General features: G+C 68.5%; 28 protein-coding genes. 20 read left to right on the forward strand and 8 right to left on the reverse strand.

Annotated elements, in window-relative coordinates; translation table 11 throughout:
- Window positions 1-44: 44 nt before the first annotated feature.
- Genes AB0C30_RS24420 through AB0C30_RS24440 form a run of 5 tightly spaced genes read left to right on the forward strand, consistent with a single transcriptional unit; the run spans window position 45 to window position 4,462 of the window.
- Window positions 45-986 (forward strand): hypothetical protein, encoded by a 942-nt coding sequence (locus tag AB0C30_RS24420; RefSeq protein WP_357948029.1) that lies wholly within the window; start codon window positions 45-47, stop codon window positions 984-986.
- A complete protein-coding gene (locus tag AB0C30_RS24425) occupies window positions 983-1,828 on the forward strand; it encodes a nitrilase-related carbon-nitrogen hydrolase (protein ID WP_357948031.1) in 846 nt (281 codons plus the stop codon). Before AB0C30_RS24420 ends, AB0C30_RS24425 begins: the two co-directional genes overlap by 4 nt.
- Window positions 1,828-2,757 carry an ABC transporter substrate-binding protein gene (locus AB0C30_RS24430; protein WP_357948034.1) on the forward strand — a complete coding sequence of 310 codons (930 nt, stop codon included), beginning with the start codon at window positions 1,828-1,830 and terminating at the stop codon, window positions 2,755-2,757. The genes AB0C30_RS24425 and AB0C30_RS24430 overlap by 1 nt, the downstream gene beginning before the upstream one ends.
- Entirely contained in the window at window positions 2,754-3,701 is a 948-nt protein-coding gene (locus AB0C30_RS24435; RefSeq protein WP_357948037.1) for an amino acid ABC transporter permease, read from the forward strand. The genes AB0C30_RS24430 and AB0C30_RS24435 overlap by 4 nt, the downstream gene beginning before the upstream one ends.
- Window positions 3,698-4,462, forward strand: a complete 765-nt coding sequence (locus AB0C30_RS24440) for an amino acid ABC transporter ATP-binding protein (RefSeq protein ID WP_357948040.1) — start codon at window positions 3,698-3,700, stop codon at window positions 4,460-4,462. The genes AB0C30_RS24435 and AB0C30_RS24440 overlap by 4 nt, the downstream gene beginning before the upstream one ends.
- 28 nt (window positions 4,463-4,490) lie before the next feature.
- Here AB0C30_RS24440 and AB0C30_RS24445 read toward each other — a convergent pair whose 3' ends face one another.
- The gene (locus AB0C30_RS24445) at window positions 4,491-5,513 is read right to left on the reverse strand and encodes a substrate-binding domain-containing protein (RefSeq protein WP_357948043.1); all 1,023 of its coding nucleotides are present in this window, start codon (window positions 5,511-5,513) and stop codon (window positions 4,491-4,493) included.
- 160 nt (window positions 5,514-5,673) lie between these two features.
- Here AB0C30_RS24445 and AB0C30_RS24450 point away from each other — a divergent pair, with 160 nt between their 5' ends.
- The 6 genes from AB0C30_RS24450 to AB0C30_RS24475 all read left to right on the forward strand — a co-directional run bounded on the left by AB0C30_RS24450 (window position 5,674) and on the right by AB0C30_RS24475 (window position 11,406).
- On the forward strand, window positions 5,674-6,684 hold the full coding sequence (locus AB0C30_RS24450) for an asparaginase (protein ID WP_357948046.1): 1,011 nt from the start codon (window positions 5,674-5,676) through the stop codon (window positions 6,682-6,684).
- A gap of 2 nt (window positions 6,685-6,686) precedes the next feature.
- A complete protein-coding gene (locus AB0C30_RS24455; RefSeq protein ID WP_357948049.1) occupies window positions 6,687-7,562 on the forward strand; it encodes a polysaccharide deacetylase in 876 nt (291 codons plus the stop codon).
- An 81-nt stretch (window positions 7,563-7,643) separates the two neighbouring features.
- Window positions 7,644-8,969, forward strand: coding sequence for an MFS transporter (locus AB0C30_RS24460; RefSeq protein ID WP_357948052.1), 1,326 nt, complete (start codon window positions 7,644-7,646; stop codon window positions 8,967-8,969).
- On the forward strand, window positions 8,966-9,742 hold the full coding sequence (locus AB0C30_RS24465) for an SDR family NAD(P)-dependent oxidoreductase (RefSeq protein WP_357948054.1): 777 nt from the start codon (window positions 8,966-8,968) through the stop codon (window positions 9,740-9,742). Before AB0C30_RS24460 ends, AB0C30_RS24465 begins: the two co-directional genes overlap by 4 nt.
- Window positions 9,743-9,758: 16 nt before the next feature.
- Entirely contained in the window at window positions 9,759-10,559 is an 801-nt protein-coding gene (locus AB0C30_RS24470) for a 3-oxoacyl-ACP reductase family protein (protein ID WP_357948056.1), read from the forward strand.
- 130 nt (window positions 10,560-10,689) lie between these two features.
- On the forward strand, window positions 10,690-11,406 hold the full coding sequence (locus AB0C30_RS24475) for a hypothetical protein (RefSeq protein ID WP_357948059.1): 717 nt from the start codon (window positions 10,690-10,692) through the stop codon (window positions 11,404-11,406).
- Here AB0C30_RS24475 and AB0C30_RS24480 read toward each other — a convergent pair.
- Window positions 11,384-12,595, reverse strand: coding sequence for an ROK family transcriptional regulator (locus AB0C30_RS24480; protein WP_357948062.1), 1,212 nt, complete (start codon window positions 12,593-12,595; stop codon window positions 11,384-11,386). The genes AB0C30_RS24475 and AB0C30_RS24480 overlap by 23 nt on opposite strands.
- 103 nt (window positions 12,596-12,698) lie before the next feature.
- Between AB0C30_RS24480 and AB0C30_RS24485 the strand changes: the two genes are divergently transcribed.
- The 3 genes from AB0C30_RS24485 to AB0C30_RS24495 are packed head-to-tail and all read left to right on the forward strand — an operon-like array spanning window position 12,699 to window position 15,816.
- Window positions 12,699-14,069, forward strand: coding sequence for an extracellular solute-binding protein (locus AB0C30_RS24485; RefSeq protein ID WP_357948065.1), 1,371 nt, complete (start codon window positions 12,699-12,701; stop codon window positions 14,067-14,069).
- On the forward strand, window positions 14,066-14,995 hold the full coding sequence (locus tag AB0C30_RS24490) for a sugar ABC transporter permease (RefSeq protein WP_357948068.1): 930 nt from the start codon (window positions 14,066-14,068) through the stop codon (window positions 14,993-14,995). The genes AB0C30_RS24485 and AB0C30_RS24490 overlap by 4 nt, the downstream gene beginning before the upstream one ends.
- Entirely contained in the window at window positions 14,995-15,816 is an 822-nt protein-coding gene (locus AB0C30_RS24495) for a carbohydrate ABC transporter permease (protein ID WP_357948071.1), read from the forward strand. The genes AB0C30_RS24490 and AB0C30_RS24495 overlap by 1 nt, the downstream gene beginning before the upstream one ends.
- Here the strand turns inward: AB0C30_RS24495 and AB0C30_RS24500 are convergent.
- The 3 genes from AB0C30_RS24500 to AB0C30_RS24510 form a co-directional block, all read right to left on the reverse strand.
- Window positions 15,802-16,302 (reverse strand): NUDIX domain-containing protein, encoded by a 501-nt coding sequence (locus AB0C30_RS24500; protein WP_357948074.1) that lies wholly within the window; start codon window positions 16,300-16,302, stop codon window positions 15,802-15,804. The genes AB0C30_RS24495 and AB0C30_RS24500 overlap by 15 nt on opposite strands.
- A 9-nt stretch (window positions 16,303-16,311) precedes the next feature.
- A complete protein-coding gene (locus tag AB0C30_RS24505) occupies window positions 16,312-17,856 on the reverse strand; it encodes a serine/threonine-protein kinase (protein ID WP_357948077.1) in 1,545 nt (514 codons plus the stop codon).
- A gap of 584 nt (window positions 17,857-18,440) precedes the next feature.
- Window positions 18,441-19,148 carry a DUF4386 domain-containing protein gene (locus AB0C30_RS24510; protein ID WP_357948080.1) on the reverse strand — a complete coding sequence of 236 codons (708 nt, stop codon included), beginning with the start codon at window positions 19,146-19,148 and terminating at the stop codon, window positions 18,441-18,443.
- 110 nt (window positions 19,149-19,258) lie between these two features.
- Here AB0C30_RS24510 and AB0C30_RS24515 point away from each other — a divergent pair, with 110 nt between their 5' ends.
- The gene (locus AB0C30_RS24515; protein ID WP_357948082.1) at window positions 19,259-19,402 is read left to right on the forward strand and encodes a hypothetical protein; all 144 of its coding nucleotides are present in this window, start codon (window positions 19,259-19,261) and stop codon (window positions 19,400-19,402) included.
- A gap of 83 nt (window positions 19,403-19,485) precedes the next feature.
- Here the strand turns inward: AB0C30_RS24515 and AB0C30_RS24520 are convergent, their stop codons facing one another.
- Both AB0C30_RS24520 and AB0C30_RS24525 read right to left on the reverse strand, forming a co-directional pair.
- Window positions 19,486-20,259 (reverse strand): aminoglycoside phosphotransferase family protein, encoded by a 774-nt coding sequence (locus AB0C30_RS24520; protein ID WP_357948084.1) that lies wholly within the window; start codon window positions 20,257-20,259, stop codon window positions 19,486-19,488.
- Between the two features lie 890 nt (window positions 20,260-21,149).
- Window positions 21,150-21,623 (reverse strand): ATP-binding protein, encoded by a 474-nt coding sequence (locus tag AB0C30_RS24525; RefSeq protein ID WP_357948086.1) that lies wholly within the window; start codon window positions 21,621-21,623, stop codon window positions 21,150-21,152.
- 480 nt (window positions 21,624-22,103) lie between these two features.
- Here AB0C30_RS24525 and AB0C30_RS24530 point away from each other — a divergent pair, with 480 nt between their 5' ends.
- Together AB0C30_RS24530 and AB0C30_RS24535 are read left to right on the forward strand one after the other, a co-directional pair.
- Window positions 22,104-22,955 carry a helix-turn-helix transcriptional regulator gene (locus tag AB0C30_RS24530; protein ID WP_357948088.1) on the forward strand — a complete coding sequence of 284 codons (852 nt, stop codon included), beginning with the start codon at window positions 22,104-22,106 and terminating at the stop codon, window positions 22,953-22,955.
- Window positions 22,956-22,968: 13 nt separating this feature from the next.
- Window positions 22,969-23,181, forward strand: coding sequence for a DUF397 domain-containing protein (locus AB0C30_RS24535; RefSeq protein WP_357948091.1), 213 nt, complete (start codon window positions 22,969-22,971; stop codon window positions 23,179-23,181).
- A 238-nt stretch (window positions 23,182-23,419) separates the two neighbouring features.
- Here AB0C30_RS24535 and AB0C30_RS24540 read toward each other — a convergent pair whose 3' ends face one another.
- Window positions 23,420-23,767: a DoxX family protein gene (locus AB0C30_RS24540; protein ID WP_357948094.1), complete on the reverse strand. Its 348-nt coding sequence runs from the start codon at window positions 23,765-23,767 to the stop codon at window positions 23,420-23,422.
- A gap of 288 nt (window positions 23,768-24,055) precedes the next feature.
- On the opposite strand from AB0C30_RS24540, the gene AB0C30_RS24545 reads away from it, so the two are divergent.
- The 3 genes from AB0C30_RS24545 to AB0C30_RS24555 all read left to right on the forward strand — a co-directional run bounded on the left by AB0C30_RS24545 (window position 24,056) and on the right by AB0C30_RS24555 (window position 26,319).
- The gene (locus AB0C30_RS24545) at window positions 24,056-25,087 is read left to right on the forward strand and encodes a site-specific integrase (RefSeq protein WP_357948096.1); all 1,032 of its coding nucleotides are present in this window, start codon (window positions 24,056-24,058) and stop codon (window positions 25,085-25,087) included.
- Entirely contained in the window at window positions 25,084-25,419 is a 336-nt protein-coding gene (locus AB0C30_RS24550) for a helix-turn-helix transcriptional regulator (RefSeq protein WP_357948098.1), read from the forward strand. The genes AB0C30_RS24545 and AB0C30_RS24550 overlap by 4 nt, the downstream gene beginning before the upstream one ends.
- A 333-nt stretch (window positions 25,420-25,752) precedes the next feature.
- Complete coding sequence (locus AB0C30_RS24555) at window positions 25,753-26,319, forward strand: hypothetical protein (protein ID WP_357948100.1); 567 nt, start codon at window positions 25,753-25,755, stop codon at window positions 26,317-26,319.
- The last annotated feature ends 227 nt before the right edge of the window (window positions 26,320-26,546 follow it).

Raw genomic sequence — 26,546 nt, forward strand, 5'->3', positions numbered from 1 at the left:
CTGAACATAAGGTACAGCCCAATACATCACTAAAGGGAGTTTTTGTGACGAAACCTGGCATTCGGCTTGGTCTGCGGGACTGGGATCACCTCGTGCCCGTGGCGACCGGGACGCTGACGTCCGAGGCGTTCGACCTGGATCTCGATTCCCGGTCGATCACGCCGGACGTGCTGAGCGAGCCCGAGCTGGACGGCGGGGAGACCTCCTTCAGCAGGTACGTTCTCGGCCGGGCCAAGGGTGACGACCGGCTGGTGGGACTGCCCGTCTTCGTGATGCGCGGCTTCCGCCAGCGGTGTGTGCTGGTGCGGCGTGACAGCGAGCTGCGCGAGTTCGCCGAGCTGAAGGGGGCCCGGATCGGCCTGACCGGCTGGCCGGACTCGGGCAACACCTGGACGCGGGCGCTGCTCCGGGCGGCCGGAGTCGACCTCACCGAGATCCAGTGGACGGTCGGCGCCGTGGACGCGCCCGAGCCGGGCAAGGACCGCGTCGGCTCGGCGAAGCTGCCGGACAACGTCAGCGTGACCGACGGCTCGCTCGCCGAGCAGCTCGACGCCGGACGGCTCGACGCGATCATGACCCCGTTCATGCCCGAGGGCTTCTTCACCCCCGAGAGCCGCTTCCGTCACCTTTTGCCCGACCACCCGGCGGCCGAGCTCGACTACTACCGCCAGAACGGCTTCGTCCCCGGCATCCACCTGGTGACGCTCAAGCGCGAGGTCGTCGAGCGCCACCCCTTCCTGCCGCAGGCCGTACAGGAGCTCTTCGAACGCTCCAAGCGACACTGGCTGGCGCGGCGGCGGCTCCTGACGGACACCACCCCGTGGCTGCTCGCCGACCTGAGCCGGACCCAGGAGGTCTTCGGCGCGGACTGGATGCCGTACGGCACCGCCGCCAACGCCGCCATGACCGCGGCCTTCTGCGCGGAACTGCACGCCCAGGGGATCGCCCCCGCTCCCATCGACCCCCAGGAGGTCTTTCCCTCATGAAGAACCTGCGTGTGGCGGTCGGCCAGTTCGCCTCATCAGAGGACTGGGCGGCCAACCTCAAGACCTGCGGCGACCTCTTCGACGAGGCCGCCGCCGGGAACGCGGACCTGCTGGTGCTCCCGGAAGGGGCGATGGCCCTGTTCGTCGACGATCCGGTACGGATCCGGCAGGCGGCCCAGCCGCTCGACGGGCCGTTCGTCACCGGCCTGGCCGAGCGCACCCGCGGGACGTCCACCACGGTGATCGTCGGCATGCACCAGCCCGCCGAGGACGGCCGGGTGATCAACACGCTGGTCGCGCTGCGCGACGGCGAGATCATCACCATCTACCGCAAGCTGCACCTGTACGACGCCTTCGGCCGGCGCGAGTCGAACAACGTGGTGGCCAGCTCGGACAGCCCCGTCGTCTTCGACTGCGCGGGCTGGAAGGTCGGGCTGATGACCTGCTACGACGTCCGGTTCCCCGAGCTGGCCCGGCTCCTGGCCGACCAGGGCGCGCAGGTGGTCGCGCTGCCCGCGGCCTGGGTACGTGGCCCCGCCAAGGAGTGGCACTGGGAGGTCATGGTCACCGCCCGCGCCCTGGAGAACACCTACTACGTGGCCGCGTCCGGCGAGTGCGGCCGGCGCAACATCGGCAACAGCATGTTCGTCGACCCGCTCGGCATCACCCGAGCCCAGCTCAACGGCGACACACCCGGTCTGCTCTGGTCCGAAGCCTCGGCCGAGGAGCTCGACCGGGCCCGCGAGAGCCTGCCGGTCCTCGCCAACCGGCGTTTCACCGTCAATCCCCTCCCCACCACCCCCTCGACAGGTCCCTCGACCTCGATCGCCCAAGGAGCGTAATGCGTAAGACCCAAGCCGCCGGTGCCGTCATGGCCGGCGCCCTGCTGCTGGCCGGATGCGGCGCCAACCCGACCGAGAGCCAGGGCGCCGTCGGGGACACACCTTCCGCGCCCGCCGCCGCCAGCCACGCCAAGGACCAGGCCCTGTTCGACCGCCTGCCCGACAAGGTGAAGAGCGCGGGCAAGCTGGTCTCGGTGAACAACGGCTCGTTCCCGCCGTACGAGATCGCCGGCACCGACGGCAAGTCGCTGACCGGTGTCGCGGCCGATCTGTCCGAGGAACTGGGCGGCCTGCTCGGCGTCAAGATCGAGCACGTGACCGTGGACGGGCTGCCCAGCCAGCTTACCGGCATCGCGGCCGGCCGCTACGACCTGGCCCTCGGGCCGGTGGGCGACTTCCCCGACCGCCAGGCCTCCAACGACTTCGTCGACTGGGTGCAGGAGTTCGTCGTCTTCGCCGTGCCGAAGGGCAACCCGAACAAGATCCAGTCGATCGACGACACCTGCGGGCTGCGGATCTCCGTGATGGCCGGCGGCTCGGCCGAGAAGGTGATCAAGGCGCAGTCCGACACCTGCGTCAAGGACGGCAAGAAGAAGGTCGAGGTTCAGTCCTACAAGGACCAGCCCACCTCGATCCTCGCGGTCCGCTCCAACCGGGCCGACGCCTTCTTCTCCTCGCAGGCGCCGCTGACTTACTTCGTAAAGCAGTCGGGCGGTGAGCTGGAGCTGGCGGCCACCGGCAAGCCCAACGGATTCGACACCCTCTACCAGGGCGCCGTCGTGGCCAAGGACTCGCCGCTGCGGGATGTGATCAAGGACGGCATCCAGAAGCTGATCGACGACGGGACGTACGAGAAGGTCATGACCAAATGGGGGACCAGCGGCAACATGCTCAAGCAGGCCGGCGTGAACCTGGCGGCGAAGCAGTGACCACCGCCACCGAGCGGCACTCGCCCCCTGAAGTGGACGTCGCGGGGGCGGCGCGGACGCGGCACCCGCTGCGCTGGGTGGCCTCGATCATCCTGCTGATCCTCGCCGCCCAGCTGGTGAACCTGCTGATCACCAACCACAACTTCAAGTGGGACGTGGTCGCCCGCTACTTCAACGCGCAGGTCATCGGGGCGGGCATCATCACCACGCTCTACCTCACGGTGATCGCCATGGCCGTCGGCGTGATCCTGGGGGTGATCGTCGCGATGGGGCGGCTCTCCCAGAACCCGATCGCACGGATCGTCTCCGGGCTCTACGTCTGGTTCTTCCGTGGTACGCCGGTGCTGGTGCAGCTCGTGCTCTGGTACAACCTGTCCGCCCTGATGCCGCAGATCTCGTTCGGCATCCCGTTCGGCCCGGAGTTCCTCACGGCCGACACCAACAAGCTGATCACGCCGCTGCTGGCCGCCATCCTCGGGCTCGGGCTCAACGAGGCGGCGTACATGGCGGAGATCATCCGAGGCGGCCTGATGTCGGTCGACCCCGGCCAGACCGAGGCCGCGTCGGCGCTCGGCATGAGCCGGGGGCGGACCTTCCGCCGGATCATCCTGCCGCAGGCGATGCGGTTCATCGTGCCGCCGACCGGCAGCCAGGTCATCAGCATGCTGAAGGCCACCTCGCTGGTCAGCGTCATCGCCCTCGCCGACCTGTTGTACACCGTGCAGGCGATCTACAACCGCACCTTCCAGACCATCCCGCTGCTCATCGTGGCCTGCGTCTGGTACTTGGTGATCACGTCGATCCTGTACGTCGGCCAGTCCTTCATCGAGCGCCACTACGCGCGCGGCGCCACGCGGAACGCTCCCCAGAGCTTCTGGAGCTTCCTGATGTTCCGGCGACGGCAGCCGGCGCCGGCCCCGACCCGCGAGGAGACGCCATCATGAGCACGCCCATGGTGCACGCCCGGGCCGTACGCAAGAGCTTCGGCCACCTGGAGGTGCTCAAAGGCATCGACCTGACCGTCGAGCGGGGTGAGGTCGTCGTCATCCTGGGTCCTTCCGGGTCGGGCAAGTCGACGTTCCTGCGGTGCGTCAACCACCTGGAGACCATCGACGGCGGCGCCATCCACGTCGACGGCGAGCTGATCGGTTTCCGCGCCAACGGCGGGCGGGTGCACCACCTGGGCGATCGGGACATCACCCGCCAGCGGCGGGAGATCGGCATGGTCTTCCAGCAGTTCAACCTGTTCCCGCACTTCACCGTGGTGCAGAACATCATGGAGGCGCCCGTCGGCGTGCGCGGCGAATCCCGCGCGAAGGCCCGTACGCGGGCTCTGGCCTTGCTGGAGCGGGTCGGCCTGGCGGACAAGACGGACAGCTACCCCCGCCAGCTGTCCGGCGGCCAGCAACAGCGGGTCGCCATCGCCCGCGCGCTGGCCATGCAGCCCAAGCTGATGCTCTTCGACGAGCCGACCAGCGCGCTGGACCCCGAGCTGGTGGGCGAGGTGCTGGCCACCATGAAGGGCCTGGCCACCGACGGCCTCACCATGATCGTCGTCACGCACGAGGTGGGCTTCGCCCGCGAGGTGGCCGATCGGGTGGTGTTCATGGACGGCGGGGTCATCGTGGAGGCCGGGCCGCCCGCCGAGGTGCTCGACAACCCGCAGAACCCGCGGACCCGCGCCTTCCTCAGCAAGGTCCTCTGAGGTCTGGAACCGGCCCCTGATCTGATGGTCAGGCGCCGGCCGTCTTCCGGGTGAGGGCGGCGTAGAGCTCCGGGTCGCTCGACGCCCGGACGATGAGCTCCGGACGGAGCAGCTCGGTCTCACCCTGCTCGCCCTCAAGGACCCGGACGAGCTGGTGCAGCCCGCGGCGGCCCATCTCGTGCATGGGGGAGCGAACCGAGGTGAGCGGCACCGGCAGTTCGGCGGCGAGCGGGGTGTCGTTGAAGCCCACGACCGCGATGTCCGCCCCGACCCGCAGCCCGTGATCGCGCAGCGCGCCGATCGTGCCGATGGCGCCGAAGTCGTTGACCACGAAGATCGCTGACGGGAGCGGGCCCGTCGCGAGCAGGCGTTCGGCCCCCTCGTGGCCGCCGCGCGCGTCGAAGCGCGAGTGCACGATCCGGTGCTCGGGGATCGGGAGCCCGGCCTCGCGGAATCTCTCGACGAAGCCGCTGGTGCGGTCGATGCCGGTGCTCGCGTACGGCTCACCGGCGACGATCGCCACCTCCTCGTGCCCGAGCCCCAGAAGGTGCTCCGCGGCCATCCGGCCGCCGAGCCGGTCGTCGCAGACGACCGCCGGGTGCCGCCCGGCCCGCCGGTTGACCAGCGTGAACGGGACGCCACGGGCGGCGACCTCGTCGAGGAAGCCCGTGTCCGCGTGCGCGTCGCCGAAGATCATGCCGTCGACGCGGCGGCCGAGGACCATCTCCGTACGGGCGCGCTGGACGTCGGACAGGTCGCGCGTGTTGGTGACGAACGTCGACAACCCCTGCTCGGCCGCGGCCTCCTCGATGCCCTCGTAAATGGTCGCGAGCACCACGTCGGACAGCCGGGGGACCAGCACGCCGATCAGGTTGCTGCGTTGGGTGCGCAGGCTCATCGCGTGCGGATTGCGCTGGTAGCCGAGCTCGTCGGCGAGCTTGCGTACGCGCTCCACGGTCGGACTCGACGCCGCCCGCAGACCTTCGCCGGGCTTGGCGTGCAGCACTCGCGACACCGTGGAGACGTGCAGTCCGAGCTGGTCGGCGATCATCTGCAGCGTAACCGGCCGCGCCCTCTTCGCACCCAATGTCCCTCGGCTTCCGGCTGGGGTTTTCTTGATTTTAACGTGAAGTTCTTGACATCTCGTAGGCGCAGGTCAGATGCTACCAAACGTTTGGCGCAAACGTTTGGGTAACTGAGGAGGCCGTCGAGTGTCCAAGGTCATCGTCCTGTCCACAGGAGGGACCATCGCGACCCGCAGGGACGGGCAGGGGGTGGGTCTCGCCCAGGATCGGGCGGGCGAGCTGCTCGGCCGTCTGCCGGTCGATCCCGGGGTGGAACTCGTCGGGCGGGACGTGCTCTGCGCGGGCAGCTACCTGTTCACGCTCGAGGACATGCGCGAGGTCGCGCTGCGGACCCGCGAGGCGTTCACCGACCCCGACGTGCTCGGCGTCGTCGTCACCCACGGGACCGACGGCATGGAGGAGACCGCCTACCTGGTCGATCTGTTCCATGACGACCCACGGCCGGTCGTGTTCACGGGGGCGCAGCTGCCGGCCGACGCGGTGGACGGCGACGGCCCGCGCAACCTCGCCGACGCGATCGCGGTGGCGGCGGGCGGCCGGGCCTGCGGGCTGGGGGTGCTGATCGGCTTCGACGGCCAGATCTTCGCCGCCTCCGGCACCCGCAAGACGCACACGCTCGCCTCGTCGGCGTTCTCCGCGCCGGACAGCGGGCCGCTGGGGCGCGTACGCGACGGCCAGGTCAACATCGTGATGACGCCCGCGCGGGCCAAGCCACTGGACCTCGACACCTTCGACCTCGACGGAGTCCGTACCGACATCGTGGCCCTCTACCCGGGCTGCGACACCGCCGCGCTGCGCGCGGTGGTCGACGCGGGCGCCACCGGGGTCGTCCTCCAGGCGCTGGGCGCCGGCAACGGCAACCCCCGGATCAGGGACGAGGTGGCCCGGATCACCGAGGCCGGCGTCGTCGTCGCCCTGTCCACCCGGGTCGACGCCGGACCCGTCGCCGCGCTGTACGGCAACGGCGGTGGCGCGGATCTCGTCGAGGCCGGCGCCATCCCCACCGGAACCCTGCGCTCGCCGCAGGCGCGCGTCCTGCTGAGTGCGCTGCTCGGCGGCCATCGCGACCCGGCACGGGTACGCGCGGACCTGCGCGCGCGGACCTGGAATACCTCTCCGATCGAAAGGACGAAGTGACCATGCCCAAGGAGATTCTCGTCGCGTACGGCGTGGACGTCGATGCCGTCGCCGGCTGGCTGGGCTCGTACGGCGGGGAGGACTCGCCGTGCGACATCTCGCGCGGCCTGTTCGCCGGCGAGGTCGGCGTCCCGCGGCTGCTGCGCCTGTTCGAGAAGTACGACCTGCGGACCACCTGGTTCATCCCCGGCCACTCCATCGAGACCTTCCCCGACCAGACCCGCCAGGTCGTGGCCGGCGGTCACGAGATCGGCGTGCACGGCTACTCGCACGAGAACCCGATCGCGATGAGCAGGGAGCAGGAGAGCGCGATCCTCGACCACTGCATCGACCTGGTCGAAAGGTACTCCGGCAGTAGGCCGACCGGCTATGTCGCCCCGTGGTGGGAGTTCTCGCCCGTCACCAACGAGCTCCTGTTGGAGCGGGGCATCAAGTACGACCACTCGCTCATGCACAACGACTTCACCCCGTACTACGTCCGCGTCGGCGACTCCTGGACGAAGATCGACTACTCCCGCCCGGCGGCCGAGTGGATGAAGCCGCTGGAGCGCGGCCAGGAGACCGACCTGGTGGAGATCCCGGCCAACTGGTACCTCGACGACCTCCCGCCGATGATGTTCGTCAAGGCCAGCCCGAACAGCCACGGCTTCGTCAGCCCGCGCCACCTCGAAGAGATGTGGCGGGACCAGTTCGACTGGGTCTATCGCGAATCGGACTACGCGGTCTTCACCATGACCATCCACCCCGACGTCTCGGGCCGGCCGCAGAGCCTGCTCATGCACGAGCGCCTCATCGAGTACATCAGCGGCCACGAGGGCGTGCGCTGGGTGACCTTCGACGAGATCGCCGACGACTTCAAGGCCCGCTCACCCCGGTAGCGGCCCCGCGCCTGTCCATGCCGGTCCGGTGATGACGCATGCGCGAAACCCCCCACTCTCTTTCTCCGAAAGGGCATCTCCATGACAACCACCTCATCGGGCATCCCGGAATCGGGCACCCGGCCCTTCCCACGTGTCGGGGTGCGGCAGACGCGCAAGGCCACGGTGATCGCGCTGTTCGCCTGGATCTTCGCGGTCTACGACTACATCATGTTCGGGACGCTGCTGCCGGAGATCTCCGGCCAGTTCCAGTGGTCCCCGGCGCAGGCGTCACTGATCTCCACGCTGATCTCGGTGGGGACGGCGATCGTGGTCCTCGGAGTGGGACCGCTGGTCGACCGGCTGGGCCGCCGTAAGGGCATGATCATCACCGTGTCGGGCACGGCGCTGGCCTCGGCGGTGTCGGCCGCCACGATGAACGCCGCCTACCTGGTCGGCGTGCGCTCCATCGGCGGGCTCGGGCTCGCCGAGCAGTCGGTCAACGCGACGTACCTCAACGAGATCTACGCCGTCACCGAGGACGAGAAGATCAAGAAGCGCCGCGGCCTGATCTACAGCCTGGTCCAGGGCGGCTGGCCGCTCGGCACGCTGCTGGCCGCCGCTTTCATCGCGCTGTTCCTGCCGCTGGTCGGCTGGCGGGGGTGCTTCCTGCTGGCGACGTTCCCGGCCATCGTGATCGCGCTCCTGCGGCGCGGCCTGCGCGAGACGCCGCAGTTCGAGCTGCAGCAGAAGATGGACCGGATGCGCAAGGAGGGCCGTACGGAAGAGGCGGCCGGCCTCGCCCGCGAGTACGGCGTGTCTGAGGCCAAGTCGGCGCCGTTCCTGGAGATCTTCCGCGGGTCCGCGCTGCGCAACACGCTCGTCCTCGGGTTCGCCTGGTTCGTCAACTGGTTCGGCATCCAGGTGTTCAGCGTGCTCGGCACCACGGTGCTCACCCAGGGCAAGAACGTCAGCTTCACCAACTCCCTGCTCATGTTCATCGTGATCAACGCGGTCGCCTACGTCGGCTACGTCTTCCACGGCTGGGCCGGGGACCGGTTCGGCCGGCGCAACGTGATCGCGTTCGGCTGGATGGCGTCCGGCGTCATCTTCGCGCTCATGCTGCTGGTCGCCAGCGGTACCTTCGCCGTGGTCGCGCTGTACTCGCTGGGCATGTTCTTCCTGGTGGGGCCGTACTCGGCGATGCTGTTCTTCATGGGCGAGTGCTACGACACCCGCTGCCGCGCCACGGGGACCTCGTTCATCAACGCGATCAGCCAGCCGGGCGCCATCGCGGCCGGCGCGATCATCACCGCGATGCTGGTCGCCGGCTCGGACTGGAACCAGGGCGCGCTGCTGGTCGGCGCGCTGGGCACGTTCCTGTCGGGATTCGTGATGTTCGGCGCGCGGAAGGTGCCCGCGCTGTGACCGCTCCCGACATTGACGGACGGGTCGCCGTTATTACCGGTGCCGCCAGCGGGATCGGCCGCGCGCTGGCCGTCTCGTACGCCGCCCACGGCGTCCGTACGGTCATCGGCACCTTCCCCGGCGACCCGCACGACCCCGCCGAGACCCTTCGGCAGGTGGAGCAGGCCGGTGGTGCCGGCGTGGTGCACGAGGTGGACGTACGGGACGCCGCGCAGGTCGAGGCGTTCGCCCAGCGCGCGGTCGACGAGTGGGGCCGCCTCGACATCGCGGTGGCCAACGCCGGCGTGCTGCGCCGGGCCCCGCTCGCCGAGCTCACCGACGCGGCCTGGGACGACATGCTGCAGGTCGACCTGACCGGCGTCCTGCGCACCCTGCGCTCGGCGGCCGCCCGGATCTCCGGTCCCGGCGCGATGGTCGCCGTATCCTCCATCGCGGGCGGCGTGTACGGCTGGGGCGAGCACGCCCACTACGCCGCCGCGAAGGCCGGAGTGCTCGGCCTGTGCCGCAGCCTCGCGGTGGAACTCGCCCCCCGGCAGATCCGCGTCAATTCGGTCATCCCCGGCCTCATCGAAACCCCGCAGTCGTCCGACCCGGTGAACTCACTCGGCCCCGACGGCCTCGCCCGAGCCGGACAGGACATCCCCTGGGGCCGGGTGGGCCGGCCGGCGGAGGTCGCCTCCGTCATCCGGTTCCTCACCTCGGCCGACGCCGGCTACATCACCGGCCAGAACATCGTCGTCGACGGCGGGCTCACCGTCCGCATGCCCGCCTGAGCCTGAGGAGGACCCCATGCCCGCGTCCGAACCCGTGCCCACCCAGAAGCACCGGCCCACCCAGAAGTACCGGCCCGCCCAGGGGCATCGGCTTGCTCTGGAACAGCGGACCGCGCTGATCACCGGTGGCGCGAGCGGCATCGGGCGGGCGATCGCTGAGGCGTACCTCCGTGAGGGTGCCCAGGTCGTCCTGGCGGACCTGGACGCCGAGCGCGCGGCCACCGACATCGGGGCGGCCGGGCACGTCGCCGTCGACGTGAGCGATCCCGGCTCCGTCGCCGGGGCCGTCACCAGCGTGCTGGACCGGTTCGGCCGGATCGACGTCCTGGTCAACTCCGCCGGCATCCTCACCGAGGCACCGTTGGTCGAGATGGACCCGAAGACGTGGGCGGAGACGATCGCGGTCGACCTCACCGGGGTCTTCCTGTGCTGCCGTTACGTCGTGCCACAGATGGTCGAGCGGCGTTGGGGACGGGTGATCAACATCGCCTCCCAGCTCGGCATCAAGGGCGGCCGCTCGCTCAGCCACTACGCGGCGGCCAAGGCCGGGGTCATCGGTCTCACCAAGTCGCTCGCGCTCGAGGTCGCCGAGCACAACGTGCTGGTGAACGCGATCGCGCCCGGCCCCATCGAGACCCCGCTGGTGGCCGGGATCACCGAGGAGTGGAAGGCGGCCAAGCGGGCGGAACTGCCCCTGGGCCGGTTCGGCCGCCCGGAGGAGATCGCGCCGACGGCGGTTCTGCTCGCCAGCGACCCCGGCGGCAACCTCTACGTCGGCCAGACCCTCGGCCCCAACTCCGGCGACGTCATGCCGTGATCCGTGTGGCGGACCTTCTGGGAAGAGCGAATGGCTGATGTGCGGCGCTGCGGGCCGGGAGAGCCCACTGATGTGCGGCGCGTGCGGGCCGGGAGAGCCCACTGATGTGCGGGCGGGGTGGTGATGGCTGATGTGCGGTGCTTGCGGTGAGCGCGGGGACGCGGACTGGGCGCGGCCCTGGGTGGCCGGGCCGGTCGCCCGTGCGGCGGTGGCTCGCGCGGTCAGCCGGGTACTGCCGTCTCCAGGGGCGCGGATCTCGCCCGCCGCCGCTGGCTGGCTCGTCGTCCGTCCCACCGGTGGCTCCGTGGTCTGCGCCACGCTCGGCGAACTCGTCGCCGCGGTGCGCATCGCGTCGTCCGGCGCGATCAGCCCGCTGGACCCGGCGCGTCCTTCGGGGCGGCTGCCGGTTCCCGCAGCGGACGGCCGGACGGGGATCGTCTTGCGCGTAGACCCCCTCGCGCCGCCAAGTCCCGCTCTTGGTGCGGGAGCCGAGGTGGTGGTGCCGGACGAGGCGGCGGCGCTCGCCGTACTGGCCGAACTGGCCACGCCGATGTGGCTGCGACGGCTCTACCTGGAGCGCGTCGAGGGAGTGAGCGCGCCGTGGGGACGGTCGTTGGACGGCCCGTCCGTGCCGCCGCCCGGATCCGCGGCGCTCGCCGCCGATGCGGTCGTCCGGCTCGAATGGGCGCGGCAGGCGGGCCGGTTCGACGGCACGGCCTTCGCCCTGAGCTGCCCTCTCGACGACGACGCGGCGCTGCTGGACGTGGAGGTCCGCGCCGGTCACGTGGTCCGCGCCCGTACGCAACCGTACGGACGCCTGGAGATCAGCGGTTCAGGAGCGTACTGAGCCGGGGGGCGTACGTGGCGTGGAAGACCAGGGACGCGGCGCCGATCGCGGCGGCGTCGGCGGCGATGGGAGAGGTCTCGACCTGGACCGTGTGGAGGCGGCGGGCCAGAGGCCGGGTGGCCACGGCCGCGGCGACCACCTGGCGGTAGACGTCCGCGACCTCGTGCATCGCCGGGCCACCTAGCACCAGCAGATCGATGTCGAGCATGTTGACGATGCTCACGGCGGCGTCGGCGAGCCGGGCCGCGACCTGGCCGATGACCGTACCGGCGAGGGGATCGCCGGCCGCGGCCGCCGCGCAGATCGCCGCGTGGTCGAGCCCTTCAGCGCTCAGCGTGCTCTCGGCGCCCTCGGCCAGCCGCGCCCGTACGGTCGCCTCGATCGCGCTCGGGCAGCAGACCGCCTCGACGCAGCCGCGGTTGCCGCAGTAGCAGTCGGGGCCGTCCGGCGCCACCGTGATGTGGCCGAACTCCCCGGCGTTGAGGGAACGGCCGCGGTAGATCTGGTTGTCGAGGAACAGCCCGCCGCCGATCCCGGTCCCCAGATACAGGTAGGCGAAGCTCGGCGCGGCCCGGGCCACCCCGGCCCAGCGCTCGCCGATCGCCGCCGCCGTGGCGTCGTTGTCCGAGGTCACCGGGAAGCCGGCGTGCTCCTCCAGCAGGCGTTTGATGGGCACGTGGTCCCATCCGGTCAGGCGCGGCGGGACGTTCATGATGCCCTCGGCGTCGAGCGGTCCCGGACAGGCCAGGCCGATGCCCAGCACCTTGCGGTCGGGTACGTCCGCTTCGCGCAGCACCCGGCGGGCGGTGCGGGCCATCTGGCGGATGACCGCGTCGGGCGCGAGGCCGGGGCGTACGGCGGTGTGCAGCTTGGCGACCGGCTGCCCCGCCAGATCGGCCAGCACGTACGAGATCTCGCCGGGATCGAAGTGGATGCCGACGGCGTAGCCCGCGGTCGGGTCCACCCGCAGGATCGTGCGCGGTTTGCCGCCCCGGGACGGGAGCGAGCCGTCCTCGATGACGAGCCCTTCCTCCAGGAGCCGGCGCACGATGACGGAGACGGTCTGGGCGGTGAGCCCGGCGCGCCCGGCGATCTGGACGCGGCTGATGCCGTCCGAGACCTGGATCGCCTCCAGGACGACGGCCCGATTGAAATGGCCTACTTTCGGAAGATTTGTCCCCTTCTGCATATGGCTGCTCCCCGTGTTTTTGGGCTTCTGTCGTTGACTTAATAAATCAAAAAGATTTACCGTCTCGTCAAGTCAGTTCTGTGGGCCGGTGAGAAGGAGTCCCATGAGACGAGCGATGGTGGCCTCGATCCTGACAGTCGCGTTAGCCGCCACGGCCGGCGCATGTGGCGCGGACACGCCGCAGAAGAGCGCCAACGGGGCCAAGGAGATCGAAGTCCTCTACAAGGTGGAACCCTCCTGGCCGCACCTGGAGAAAATGCTCAAACAGGCCAAGGCGCAGTACGAAGCCGCGCACAAGGGCGTGACGATCAAGCTGACCGCGGTCCAGGGCAACAACGAGGTCTACTACACCAAGCTCGCCCTGCTGAACCGCTCGGCCGAGTCAGCTCCGGACGTGTACCTCCACGACACCTTCCAGGTCAACGCAGACGTCGCCGCCGGCAAGCTCGCCCCGCTCGACGACTACCTGAAGACCTGGCCCGACTGGGCCACCCAATATCCCGACTCGGTCAAGCAGGCCGCCAAGGGCCCCGACGGCAAGACCTACGGTGTGCCGATCAGCACCGACACCCGAGGGCTCTGGTACAACAAGGACATCTTGACCAAGGCCGGCATCCAGCTGCCGTGGCAGCCCAAGACCTGGGCGGACGTGCTGACCGCGGCCCGCGCGATCAAGCAGAAGGTGCCCGGCGTCGTCCCCTTTAGCATGTACTCCACCAAGCCGCACGGCGAGGCCGCCACCATGCAGGGCTTCGAGATGCTGCTCTACGGCACCCCCGGCGGCACGCTCTACGACGACACCCAGAAGAAGTGGGTCTCCTCCGGCAAGGCATTCACCGACTCGCTCGCCTTCATCAACACGATCTACCGAGAGGACCTCGGCCCGAAGAAGGCCGACGCGTTCAACCCCAAGCTGGGGGAGAAGATCGGGCTCGACTGGTTCCCCAACGGCAAGATCGGCATCGACCTCGACGGAGCCTGGATGTCGGGCAGCTGGCGGCCCACCAGCACCAAACCGTGGCCGCAGTGGGCCGAGAAGATGGGCTGGACCGCCATGCCGACCCAGAACGGTCAGGCGCCCGGCGCCGTCAGCATGTCGGGCGGCTGGGTCATGGCGATGAGCTCCTACGCCAAGGACAAGAAGGACGCGTGGGACTTCATCGCCACGGCGACCAACAAGGAGAACACGCTGGTGTACTCCATCGGCACGGGTGACCTCGCCCCGCGCAAGGACGTGGCCGCCGACCCGAAGTACAGCGCTGACAACCCGAGCGTGAAGTTCTGGTCCGATCTGGCGTCTGTCACGCACTACCGCCCGGCGTACGAGGTCTATCCGAAGGTCTCGGCCGAGGTGCAGAAGGTCATGGAGGCGATGACGACCGGCTCCAAGACCCCGGAGGCGGCGGCCAAGGAGTACGCCGACGCGCTGCCCGGCGTCGTCGGCGGCCCGGACAAGGTGATCCCCGGCTCATGACCGTCACGTCCGTGACGCCGCCACGGCTGGCCGGCTCCCCCGACAAGGGGGAGCCGGGCCGGCGGGCCCGGCGCACCCTGCGCTGGCTGCTGCCGCTCGGGCCCGCCCTGATCATGTTCGTGATCTTCATGGTCGGGCCCATCCTGTGGAGCGTCTACATCGCCTTCACCAACGAGACGCTGACCGGCGCCGCGTCGGTGAACTCGCAGTTCGTCGGTGTGGACAACTTCGTCAAGATGTTCAGCGACGAGGACTTCCGCAACTCCCTCCTGCTGACCTTCGTCTTCGTGATCGGCTCGGCCGTCATCGGGCAGAACACCCTCGGCCTGATCATCGCGCTGCTCCAGCGGGGCCGGGGACGAGCGGTCCGGAGCGTGGTCAACGGCATCGTGATCGCGGCCTGGGTGGTGCCCGAGGTGGTCGCGGCGGCGTGCTGGTACTCCTTCCTGGCCGAGGAGGGCACGCTCAACGAGGCGCTCGCCGCCCTCGGCTTCTCCCAGGACTGGCTCTACAGCGCGCCCATGATCGCGATCATCCTGGCCAACGTGTGGCGCGGCACCGCGTTCTCCATGCTGGTCTACTCCGCCGCGCTGTCGGACGTACCGGGGGAACTGCTGGAGGCGGCGGCGGTGGACGGGGCGAGCACCTGGCGGCGGCTGGTGCACATCACCCTGCCGCTGATCCGCCGCTCGATCCTGTCGAACCTCATGCTGATCACGCTGCAGACCCTGGCCAGCTTCGGCCTGATCTACGCCCTCACCGGCGGCGGTCCTGGCACGGACAGCCAGACCACCCCGCTCTACATGTACGAGCAGGCGTTCCGCTACTTCGAGATCGGCTACGGCAGCGCGATGGCCCTGGTGATGCTGGTCATCGGCGCCGCGTTCTCCCTCGTGTACCTGCGACTGATCAAGGTGGACACCTGATGACGCGCCTGGCCGCCCGTGGCGCGGCACTCATCTCGCTCGCGGTGATCGCGCTGGCCTTCCTCGGGCCGTTCCTGTGGGTGCTCCTCGCCTCGCTGCAACCCGACGCCAACCTCGCCGCGCAGCCGACCTTCCAGTTCTCGCTCAAGAACTTCAGCGCGGTGCTGACCTGGGAGACCATCTACCACCCGATCATCAACTCGATCCTCATCTCCGGCAGCACGGCGATCCTCACCGTGATCGTCGCCGGGCTCGCCGCCTACCCCCTGTCCCGCTACACCCTGCGCTTCAAGCGGCATTTCATGCTGACGCTGCTGTTCACGACCGGCCTTCCGGTCACGGCGATCATGGTGCCGGTCTACTCGATGTTCTTCCGGTTCAACTTGTACGGGTCGATTCCGGCCATGGTGCTGTTCCTGGCCGCCAGTTCGCTGCCGTTCTCCATCTGGATGATGAAGAACTTCATGGACGGCGTGCCGGTGAGCCTGGAGGAGTCCGCCTGGGTCGACGGGGCCGGCTGGGTGCAGTCGCTGCTCAGGATCGTCGGGCCGCTGATGGCTCCCGGGGTGGCGGTCGTGGCCATCTTCGTCTTCGTCGGCCAATGGGGGAACTTCTTCGCCCCCTTCGTCCTCCTCGACACGCCGGAGAAGCAGCCGGCGGCGGTGACCATCTACACCTTCTTCTCCCAGTACGGGCAGGTCGCCTACGGTGAGCTGGCCGCGTTCTCGATCATCTACACGACCCCGGCCGTGGCCCTCTATGTCGCCGTGAACAAGTACCTCGCCGGTTCCTTCAGCTTCGCCGGATCAGTGAAGGGCTGAGCGGCGTTCCCAGTACGCGGAGACGACCCGGGTGTGCAGCGGGAAGGCCAGCTCCCGCGGCTCGTCCATCACCGACCACTCCATGGTCTCGGCCGTCGGCACCATCGGCGGCAAGGCGGCCGAGACGGTCGGCGGTGCCAGGCCGAAGACCAGCAGGGTGCCGTCAGGAGCGCTGTGCGCGTCGAACAGCCGCACGCGGTCCGCGTCGACGACGACGGCCGTCTCCTCGTACAGCTCCCTGGCGGCGGCCTGCTGCCAGCTCTCGCCCACGTCGATGAACCCGCCGGGCAGGGCGAGCTCGCCCCGATGCGGCTCGATGCCGCGCCGGACCACCAGCAGACCGTCGTCCACGGGCAGCAGCAGCACCGCGACGGGCAGCGGGTTGAGGTAGGCGGTGTTGCCACAGCCGGCGCAGGTGCGCGGCCAGGGCTGGTCCGGGGTGTACGCCGTGCCGCAAAAGGAGCAGTGCGAGTGCCTGATCGCCATGAGGTGAGACTAGCGATGCCGATTGACGGCCTTGACGACGAGCTGGGCTGTCCGGTCGGCAGTGGTGAACCCCGGCTGCCGGCCCGTGTGGTAGACGACCACCCAGACGTTCGACAGGCGGAACGAGATCTGGGTCCGGTAGATCGTGTCCACGATGGATTCGGCCCGGGTGTAGCTGTACGCCTCGTCGCCGACGTCCGGACCCTTGCGGATCTTGGTGCCCGGGTTGCGCTTCGGTTCCTCCTTCATCGTCTTGACCGTGTACTCCTGGGCGGTGTGCGCGGCCGAGGCATCCGCCAGGCGGTTCGCCGTGACGCTCACGAACGCGCCGTTGTCGGGGCGGGTCCACATACAGGCAGTGGCTGTCTGGTACTGGCGTTTCACCGCGCCGCCGAGTAGTGAGCGCGCCTGGGCGTTGGTCAGCAGGCCACACGCCTCGAAGTTGCGCCCGAACAGCGCCCGGGCGGACCCCGTCGAGCGGGACGTCGGGGCCGGGGTGGAGGTGTCGCCGATCGTTTCGCTGAAGGTGGCGGTGAAGTTCGGCAGGACCCGTACCAAGACCACCACCCCTGTGGCCAGGGCCAGCACGACCGCCAGCCCGGCGCCCAGGAGGATGAGGGGCACGCGGCTGCGCTTGGGCACAGCGCCGGCCTGGGTCCGCTCGCGGTGCAGGGCCGGGTCGGTGCCGGCCGTCCTGAACGAGGGTGTGACGGGCGCCGGGCCCACCTCCGACCGGGCCGGCACGGTGCCCTGGGCGATGGCGTTCAGCCAGTCGGCCGCCTGGCCGGGGGCGCAGCGCCGTACCGGATCCTTCTCCAGGATCGCGGCCAGTACGGGGGCGAGCGGGCCGGCCAGCCGGGCGGGGGCGGGCGGCTGCATGAGCACGGCCGCCATCACGGCGGCCTGGTTGGCGCGGGCGAACGGCGGCCCGCCCTCCACCGCCGTGAACAGCGTGGCACCGAGCGACCACAGGTCGGCGAGGGGGCCGTCGGTCTCGCCGCGCAGGCGCTCTGGAGCGATGTAGCCGGGCGAGCCGGTGAGCAGGCCGGTCTGGGTGAGCGCGGCGTCCCCGGCGACGGTCGCGATCCCGAAGTCGGTCAGCAGCACCCGTCCGTCGTCGGTGAGCATGACGTTGGCCGGTTTGACGTCCCGGTGCAGTACGCCCGACGCGTGCGCGGCGCCGAGCGCGTCGAGCATCTGGAGGCCGATCCAGGCCACCTGGCGCGGGGCCAGTGGGCCGTTGGTGCGTACGGTCTGGTCGAGGGAGCGTCCGCGGACCAGCTCCATGACGATCCACGGCCGGCCACCGTCGAGGACGACGTCGTGCACAGTGACGATCGACGGGTGAGAGCGCAGCCGCGCCGCGGCCCGCGCCTCGCGTAACGTGCGTTCGGCCAGCTCAGTACGTGCCGCCTCGTCGAGGTCCGGAGGTAGCCTGACCTCCTTGACGGCCACTTCCTGCCGCAGCAGTTCGTCCATCGCCCGCCAGACGGTGCCCATGCCGCCTTGGCCGAGCGGGGACAGCAGCCGGTAGCGGCCCGCGAGCAGCGTCACCGGACCGCCGCGCTTCGCGCACGTCCTGACGTGTTCTCGGTCCCGGGGCCACCCACTGCTTCCTCCGCTATCGGTCCTATGCGGACAGAAGTGATATTAGGGGTCTGTGCTGCCGCGCGGGCACTTACTGCGGAGTCGCGCCGATCGGTGCTCTCCCTCAAAGGGCCTCCGCTTCGCTCCGGACGTTCTCCCAGGCGGGCTGGCGCCCGCCCCCTGAAGGGCCTCGCTGCGCTCGGACTGCCTTCCAAGAACGCTTCGCCCGGTCGGCTGGTTGGAGCGGACTGAGCATGGTCGCAATTCATTGAAACCGGCACCAACTTGGCCTTTATCCCCGAGACCGGCCCGCGGGGATGTCTCCTTGTTGCTGTAGCCCTCCAGATTGCTCAGACGTTGGTCAGGCGGGGATATCCCCAGGGAGGGCCGTCAACGTCGCCAAGCCATACACGCTGCCAGCTTGGAGTGACAGTCGATCCGAAGCTGGATTGATGAGGAGAGCCTGCTGTCAACGGCCGATTGCGTGGGTCTGACCCCCAGGCGGCGATGAGGTGGGGGTCGCGTTGGTGTTCGTAGCGGCCGGGGACCCGTCAACCCGCTGCGGGTGCCGCCGTGGGCGCACCTGACGGGGCTTGGTCGAGCGCGTGACGGCGGACGCCGCGGACCAGCAGGTAGCCGACCATCCAGAACTCCCCTACGGTCGCGGGGACAGTGAGAGCGTCTGCGACGCCCTGCGCGTCGGGGACGAGGTATCCGACGAACGCGCTGAGCAGGTAGCCGATGCCGCCGCCGATGAGAATCCAGCCGAGCGGGCGGGGCATCCAGCCCGAGCGGAGCACGCACGAGCCCATGGGGATGAGCCACAGGCCGAAGAACACTGCTCCCACGCCCCACAGGTTGCCGCTGACCAGGTACAGGACCTGGACGACGGCCGCCGCGTCGCCGATCGGGTCGAGCGCGATCTGGACCGCTGTGGCGAGCAGCGCCGCGCTGGAGAGAATCGCGACCGCGTTGACGAGGCCGAAGGCGGCGATACCGCTGGCGGCAAGCGGGTGTGCGGTGCGGAACAGGCGGTAGAACCATGCCGCTGTGAGGGCTTGGGTGACGACGATGAGCAACTCTAAGGCGACCCCGGCGCGGGCGAGCGATTCGTGGTCGACCAGGTGGGCGAGCGTCGCACCGGGATCGCCGGCCGTGAAGAGCCGCGGCCGGATGAGCAGGAAGCCCAGTGCGCCGGTGACGGCGAGGCCGAGGTAGAGCAGCCCGGTCATGCGGGCGGTGCGGATCAGCGCGTGCATGGTGGCTCTCCTTGAGGGCTGTGCCGGCGCGGCGGCCGCGGGAGATCGACTGTGCCTTACTCCGTAAGGTAACTTACGATGTAAGACGCCGACAAGGGGGTGGAAGACCGATGGCGGCGAAGGCATTCCGCGAGCCGCTCAGCCGCGAGCGCGTGCTGGCGGCGGCGGTCGTCCTGGCGGATGCGGAGAGGATCAAGGCGCTGACGATGCGCCGCCTCGACGCCGGCCTCGACGTTGAGGCCATGTCGCTCTAGCCTTCCAAGAACGCTTCGCCCGGTCGGCTGGTTGGAGCGGACCACGGCGGGGTAGCCCCGATCAATGTGGAGACGTACGCGACTTAGCGGAAAAGTCGCAGAACCCTCTCGGCTTGGCGCTCGAGGGTGCCTACCGGGTTATGAGGCATCGCCGGCCCATCGGGGCCGAGCTGGAGAAACCAGCCCAGCGCGATCAGGCGGCGGAAGCCCCGCACCCGCGCGGCTTCCCCCGGGGCCAGGTCGATGTGGGCCAGCAGTTGCTCGGCATCCAGGGCGCCGTCGATGCGGGAGATGTGCTCGGTTATCTCGCCAAGTTCGAAGGCGCGATCGTTGCGGCCGGAGTCTTCCCAGTCGATAAGCCGCACGCGTCGCTCGTGTCCGTCCCACAGCAGGTTCGCGTGGTTGCCATCCGCTAGCCCGAGGACGGGCGGATGGGGGTTCGTCACGAGCTGGTCAGGGTCGCTGGATGTCAGCCAGGCGGATCCCGCTTGGCAGGCGTGCCGCACAAGGGGGTCCGCGCCGAGGTCGGGTCGCTTGTCGGCCCAGACGCGGGCTTTGCCCAGAGCCGCGGCGGGTCCCCAGGGGGCGGGCTCGACCGCTTCCACCACCTGAGTGGGGATTGCCTGGTGCAATCGGTTCATGGCGGTGGCCAGCGCGCTGACCTGCTCGTCAGTGGCATGCTCGCCGCGCAGGACACGGCCGGGCAGCCTGGTCATCACGATCATGGGTGGGTGAGCGTCGAGAGCGGCTTCCACTGGCGTGGGCGCGAGGTCAGGCGCGTGTTCGGCGAGCAGTGTGAGCGCTGCCCACTCCCGGTGGGGCTCTCCTCGTCCCCATGACGTGTAGCGCTTGATCACGACGTCGTCGCTGAATTCGAGACTGTGAGTGCATCGGCCAGCCGTCATATGCTCGCGTCGCCCTTTCTGTTCCCTCAGACCCGAGGACAGGACCGGTCACGCCCAGCGAAGGGAAGGAAAGGGCTTGAGACTACCGCAGGCGTCCCTGTCGCCAACGCGAGCAGTGCGTCCCACTCACAAGGGCCGACGGCCGATGGTGGGGCGTCCGGCCTCGATGACGGCGGGGGGACCCTCGCTGTTTTCGGGAAGAGTCAGGACCGTTCGGATATCGTCATGCACTCCTCTTTGAGGGAATTTTTTGGGCGCACAAGTCTATCCTCTACGACATGGCGCGCCCATTTTTATGCAGCTCGGGTGGATGTTTGTGTCCACTCATTATCGAAGAACAAATTTACGCGACTTGCCAAATATTTCCCAATTGCGCACCGCGGGCAAGGCTGCCGGCCTCCTTCCAGTCTCTTCCGCACGGCAGGTGCGACGACGCGGGCGCTCAGCTCTGGTATCGAGATTCCATGGGAGCGTCGGACGCCTAATGGTGGCGAGAGGAAGGACTCGCCGGCGCGCCCAACTCGATGATCTTCCAGTTATCCCGCGTGCCCCATCAGCAGAGCGCTCCACATGGCATTTGCCGCATGGAAGGACCAGCGATCACTCTCATGAATGACGGTCTTCCCTGTCCGGAGAGCTGTCCGCCGAATGAACCGCAACCCGCCGAGCGCGATCAGTTCGTAGAAGACCTCATCGCAGTCGCAGGTCCACTGCATAACCCGGCCGTCCGGCTCCCCCCCCGCGTGGAGCGTTCCATACCAGCTCCTCGTGGTGCGACTGGACGGCGGGCACGTGCGGCGCCGTGCAATGAGGGGGAAACTGCCAGGGGCCGAGCACCCAGTTCACCTCTTCACCTCAGGCTCTCTGCGGGCGACCCCGGCCATCACGCCTTCCCCGGCGCAGCCGGGCACGGCCTGACCCGTGAACATCTCCGCCCAGACTGCGCGCTGCCCCGCGCCCAACAGGCGCACGCCCCACTTGAGCGCGATCTGCTCGACCAGCCACAGACCGCGCCCGTGACAGTCGTCATCGCCGGACGCGCGCGATCGAGGAACGGTGTCCGCCCCGTCGTCGGTCACCTCAACGCGAACGATCTCGGTATCAACGGCGATGACCTCCACCGTAACCACCCCGCCATGCAGCCCCGAAGCGGTGTGAATTAGGGCGTTACTGGTCAACTCGCTCACGATCAACTGCACCTCCTCCAGGCCCCGATGCCCTGCCGCTGCCAGCATCTCCACGACGCAGTGACGAGCCACCGCTACCGACTGCGCCACCCCCGGCAACACGACTTCACCAAGGAACCGCTCGTTCACCGCGCCACCTCCCAGACCTGCGTAGCCGCGTCCACGTCGTACGCATCCACCCACCGACCACGACCATGACCCCACGCGAAAGATCCACCGCTCACCCCTCAAAGCGGCCCTCACATACAGCGGACCCCGCGCCCCGCGTATGGCGATGAACGGCTCACCCTTCGACGGGCACTCCGCCGCCAGCGACAGCTCGAGCTGGGACAGATCCCACGACGATCGCACTAAGTGAACAAACTGTTCCTCACTGTTATCGAAGTAGCGCATGCTGACGCCCCCTTCGAGTGACCGCGTCGATCGACTTGGTCACGCTCTGTTCGATGCCTTGCCCGTGTAAATCGCGCGAGTTCATGGACCTGGCGGCCCTGTCGCCGAGGAGGGGAGCCTGTGACAGGCTGCTTATTCCTATGATGCACATGAACCAAAGGAAGGTGCAACCGTTGCACGTGCATCTCGCTATAGACGTTCGGTAGCCTTGCTCGCATGCCCCAAAGGCACCAGACGCCGACGGTCCGCCTGAGACAGCTCGCGAGGGCGCTCCGCCAGCTCCGCGAGAGTTCCGACCTGTCTCGCGAGGGGGTCGCGGAGATCACCTCCATGAACCGAGCGACCCTCTACAGGATTGAGACGGCCCAGGTTCGACCGCAGGTTCGCACGCTGAAAACGTTGATGGACGTGTACCAGGTGGCCGAGCCTCGGCGGACGGAACTGCTCGCCATCCTCAAGGCGGCGAACGAACAGGGCTGGTTGCAGACTGCCGTGGATCTGCCTCAGCAGTACGCCACATACATCGGGTTCGAGGAAGAAGCGCAACGGATACTCAACTACGAGTCGCTGTTCATGCCTGGCCTACTTCAGACCGAGGAATACGCAAGGGCGGCTACCGTTGGAACCGGCCCAACGCTTCCGAAAGACGAAGTCGAGCACCGGGTTGTCGCCCGTATGAGCCGCCAAGAGCGTCGAGACCCACCGTTGGTTGTCTGGGCCATTATCGATGAAGCTACGCTACATCGGCAGGTCGGTGGGCCTCGCGTCATGCGTGAGCAGCTACAACGCCTGATTGACGCCAGCTTGGATCCCCATGTCACGTTGCAGGTGGTTCCGTTTGGAGCTGGCGCGCATCCGGGTATGCGCGGTTCATTCGTGATCCTCCAGTTTCCGGAGGAATATCATCACGATGTCGTCTATATCGAGACGAGTACAAGTGATCTCTTCCTGGAGAGCCAGGAGGATGTAGCACGGTATAGCCTAGAATTTGAGCATCTTCGCGCAGTATCGATCAGCCCTGACGCAACGCGCGATCTTATTGCCGACGTGCTCTCGAACATGAAATGAGAGGAGGTGCGGCGTGGCAAAGAAGGATGTTGACCTTTCGCAAGCTCGGTGGCGCACTAGCAGCTTGAGCGGAACGAACGGTCAATGTGTTGCCGTTGCCTTCGTTGATGGTTATGTGGCGGTTCGTCATTCCAAGAACGCGGGCGGCCCTAGCATCATCTTCACGGTTGACGAGTGGCGAGCCTTCACAGGAGGCGTGCGACTGGGTGAGTTCGATCAGCCTTAAGTCGCCTAAGAGCGCTGCCCGGTCCCCATGGCGGTTCCTCCGAGGGGGCCGGGCATCTGTTTGTCTAAGTGATCGACTTCGGAAGTCCTTCGGGGGGCGACGTGAGAGCCGATCGTGTGCACGGACTAAGGGGGTCTTGGGACTATCCGGCCGGAATTGAACGATAAGGCTCCACCGCAGGTCAGAAGGTTGCGGGCCGAGGCGTCGCGGACGAACTGATCTCGGTTTGGGCCGGAACTCAGTAGTAGGCGACGTTCACGGCCAGGGCGGCCGCCGCCAGCGTGAAGAACGCGGACCAGGCGCCGAAGTGGTGGTCACGGGCCCGCAGATGAACGCAGAACGCGCCGAGGAAGTACAACACGAGGCCGGCGGCGGCGAGCAGGCCCAGCACCGGAACGGCGAACCCGGCCAGCAGTCCCAGCGAGCCTGCCGCCAGCATCATGCCCAGCGGGAGCATCCAGGAACGAGGCACGCCAAGCTGGTCCGCCTGCTTCTTGGGGTATTCATGGCCGATGAGGTTGGCGATGGCGGCCAGGCCGACGACGGCCGAGGCGAGGAGAGTGATCACGAGGTAGACGGCGAACACGATGGTCCCCTTGTCCGTGTGAGTGATAGGCGGTTGCGCACTACACGGACGAGATGAGCCGCCGGGAACGTGACATGCCCAGCGTGTGACTTGGGTCATGGCTCCGTCGGCCGACGCCAGGGATGGCGTCACATCGGTTGAGCGCCAGGTGCATGAGGTGGTGAAGGTCGCCCACCTGTGGTGCCAACGAGCTGGCCAGTCCGCGTTGGCGCGGGCCCACGACCTGTCCATGTCACTCGCCGATGTCGGTCGGGCTCGCATGTCGGCATACCCCTGATCGTGCATGCGATGCTGACGGGGTTCGCCAACCAGCAGCTGGCGCGGAACCTGGCCCGCTCCACCGTGGAGGGACGGGAGAACACCGTGAAGGCGTTCGCCGCCTACGTCAACGCCTATCCGTGGCAGTGGGCTCCCGCCATGGTGGACGAATGGCTTGGTGACCTGCGCTCCCTGCGCGAGTTGAAGCGCTCGACCATCCGCTCCTACTCCGAGGCGGTACGCGCGTTCTGCCACTTCGTCACTGATCCCCTCTACGGGTGGGCCGCGACATGCGAAGAGCGGTTCGGAACCCACCCCATCCAGATCGTGCACGAGTGGAACACCGCGGTCCACGTGCAAGAACACGAGGCCGACGCGGCCAAACGCGCGTTCACCAAGGCCGAGTTGCACGCCTTCTTCACCCACTGCGATGACGAGGTCGCCCGCATCCGGGCCTTCGGCCGCAAAGGCTGGCTACCCGCCTTCCGGGACGCCACCTTGTTCAAGACCGCCTACTCCTACGGGCTACGCCGCAACGAGGCACGGATGCTGGACGCCGCCGACTTCGGCCGCAACCCGCACGGCACGGAGTTCGGCGAGTACGGCCGCTGCCAGGTTCGGTACGGCAAGGCGAAGAAGGGCTCGCCGCCCAAACGCCGCACCGTCTTGACCGTGTGGGAGTGGACCCCCGACATCCTGCAGGAGTGGTTCACCGAGGTCCGCCCGTTGTTCGGCACCGACAACAACCCGGCGGCCTGGCCGTCGGAGCGAGGGCTGCGGATCGGCTGCCAGCGGCTCAACTCCCGTTTCCTGGCCTACCGCCAGGCGCTGGGCCTGGATGAGGGCTTGGATTTCCACTCCTTTCGCCGCTCCTACGTCACCCACCTGATCGAGGCCGGCTGGGACCCGCGCTTCGTCCAGGAGCAGGTCGGGCACGAGCACGCGAGCACCACCGCGATCTACACCTGCGTCAGCTCCGACTTCCGCACCCGCACCCTGCGCCGGCACCTGGACGCCACCGTCGCCGCCGCACTCCAGGCCCAGACGGGAGGAGACTCATGAAACGCAAGGTCGGCTACACCTGGAAGCTGCGCGAGATCATGGCTGACCGGCGCATCTACACGGCCACCGAGCTGGTGCCGCTGCTGCGCGAGCGCGGCGTCGACCTATCGGCCTCCCAAGTCCACCGTCTGGTCTCCGGCACTCCCGAACGGTTGTCGCTGCAGGTGATGTCCGCGCTTTGCGACATCCTCTCCTGCACCCCGGCCGATCTGGTCGCCACCACCGCAGAGAACGCCGGCGTCCGCAAGACCGTCGCCGGCGACCTACCCACCCCGCCCACCGGGGCCGAGAAGCTGCGCCCACGACCGGCCCGCATCCTCCCCGACGCGTGACCCGCTCCTACGCCACCGACGAGCAATACGACCGGTGGTTCATGGCCGAGTGCTGCCGCTGCGGCCGTCGCCGCCATAAGGCTGGACATTGGCCGGACGGATACGTCTGCCGAACCTGCGCCGACCGCGCGCTCCGCATCCGGGGCGCCTGCCCTGGATGCGGCCAGGACCGCGCTCTTCCTGGACGTCGAAGCAGCGACGGCGCCACAATCTGCACCACCTGCGCCGGCTTTTCCCAGACGTTCGACTGTTACGCGCTGCGGGTTCGAAGGCAAGCTCCGGGGCGGGCGGCTCTGCGAACGCTGCACTCTCAGCGACCGGCTCACCGCCGTCTTGGACGACGGCACCGGCCGCATCCGCCCACAGCTGAGGCCCCTGTTCGACCTGCTCGTGGCGATGGAACAGCCCGGCAGCGGGCTGACCTGGCTGGCAATGCGCCGCAACCATCTGGGAAACGTGGCGGCGCTGCTGCAGCAGCTCGCTCTCGGGCAGATCCCCCTCACCCACGACGCCTTCCACGAACTTCAGCCCTGGCGGGTCGCCGCTCACCTGGAAGAACTCCTGGTGGCCTGCGGCGTCCTGCCCGCCGTCGGGGCCAAGATGGCCGAGTTCGAGAGCTTCCGCATTCTGGCCGAGCAGGGACTGCGGGCGATCGGCGACGACCCGGCTCGTAGACGGCGGCTGGAGCTCATGCGCGACATGTACGCGTTCATGATGGACCGCTGCCCGATCAGTCAAGCCGATGCTCCGCCGCCTGCTCGACGACCAGGTGGCGCTCGCCGCACGCCCGGCCGACATGGTCGTCTACCATCGGAAGTCTCTTGGCGGGCCACACATCGCCGAGAAGCTCGGCGTACCGGCCGTCGCCGCCCCGCTGCTGCCCGCGTTCCAGATCGATGATGTGGCAATCCGTCCCCGGGCTTGAGCTAAAGACCTGAAGAACATGAGCACGGTGACGGCACTCCACCCGTTTTCTCCATTGCTGGTGCCACCTCGACCCAAGGTCGGCGGCACTGACCGTCACACTCGCGCTGGCGAGCTAGACCGGCACGGCGAACCGGCGGCGTGGGCGGCTACCTGTTCCATTTCGACGAGGACTGGCCGTGGACGATGTGGCTGGCCGGGGC

The sequence above is a fragment of the Nonomuraea sp. NPDC048901 genome (genome assembly GCF_040649695.1).
In the GTDB taxonomy this organism is placed as follows: Bacteria; Actinomycetota; Actinomycetes; order Streptosporangiales; family Streptosporangiaceae; genus Nonomuraea.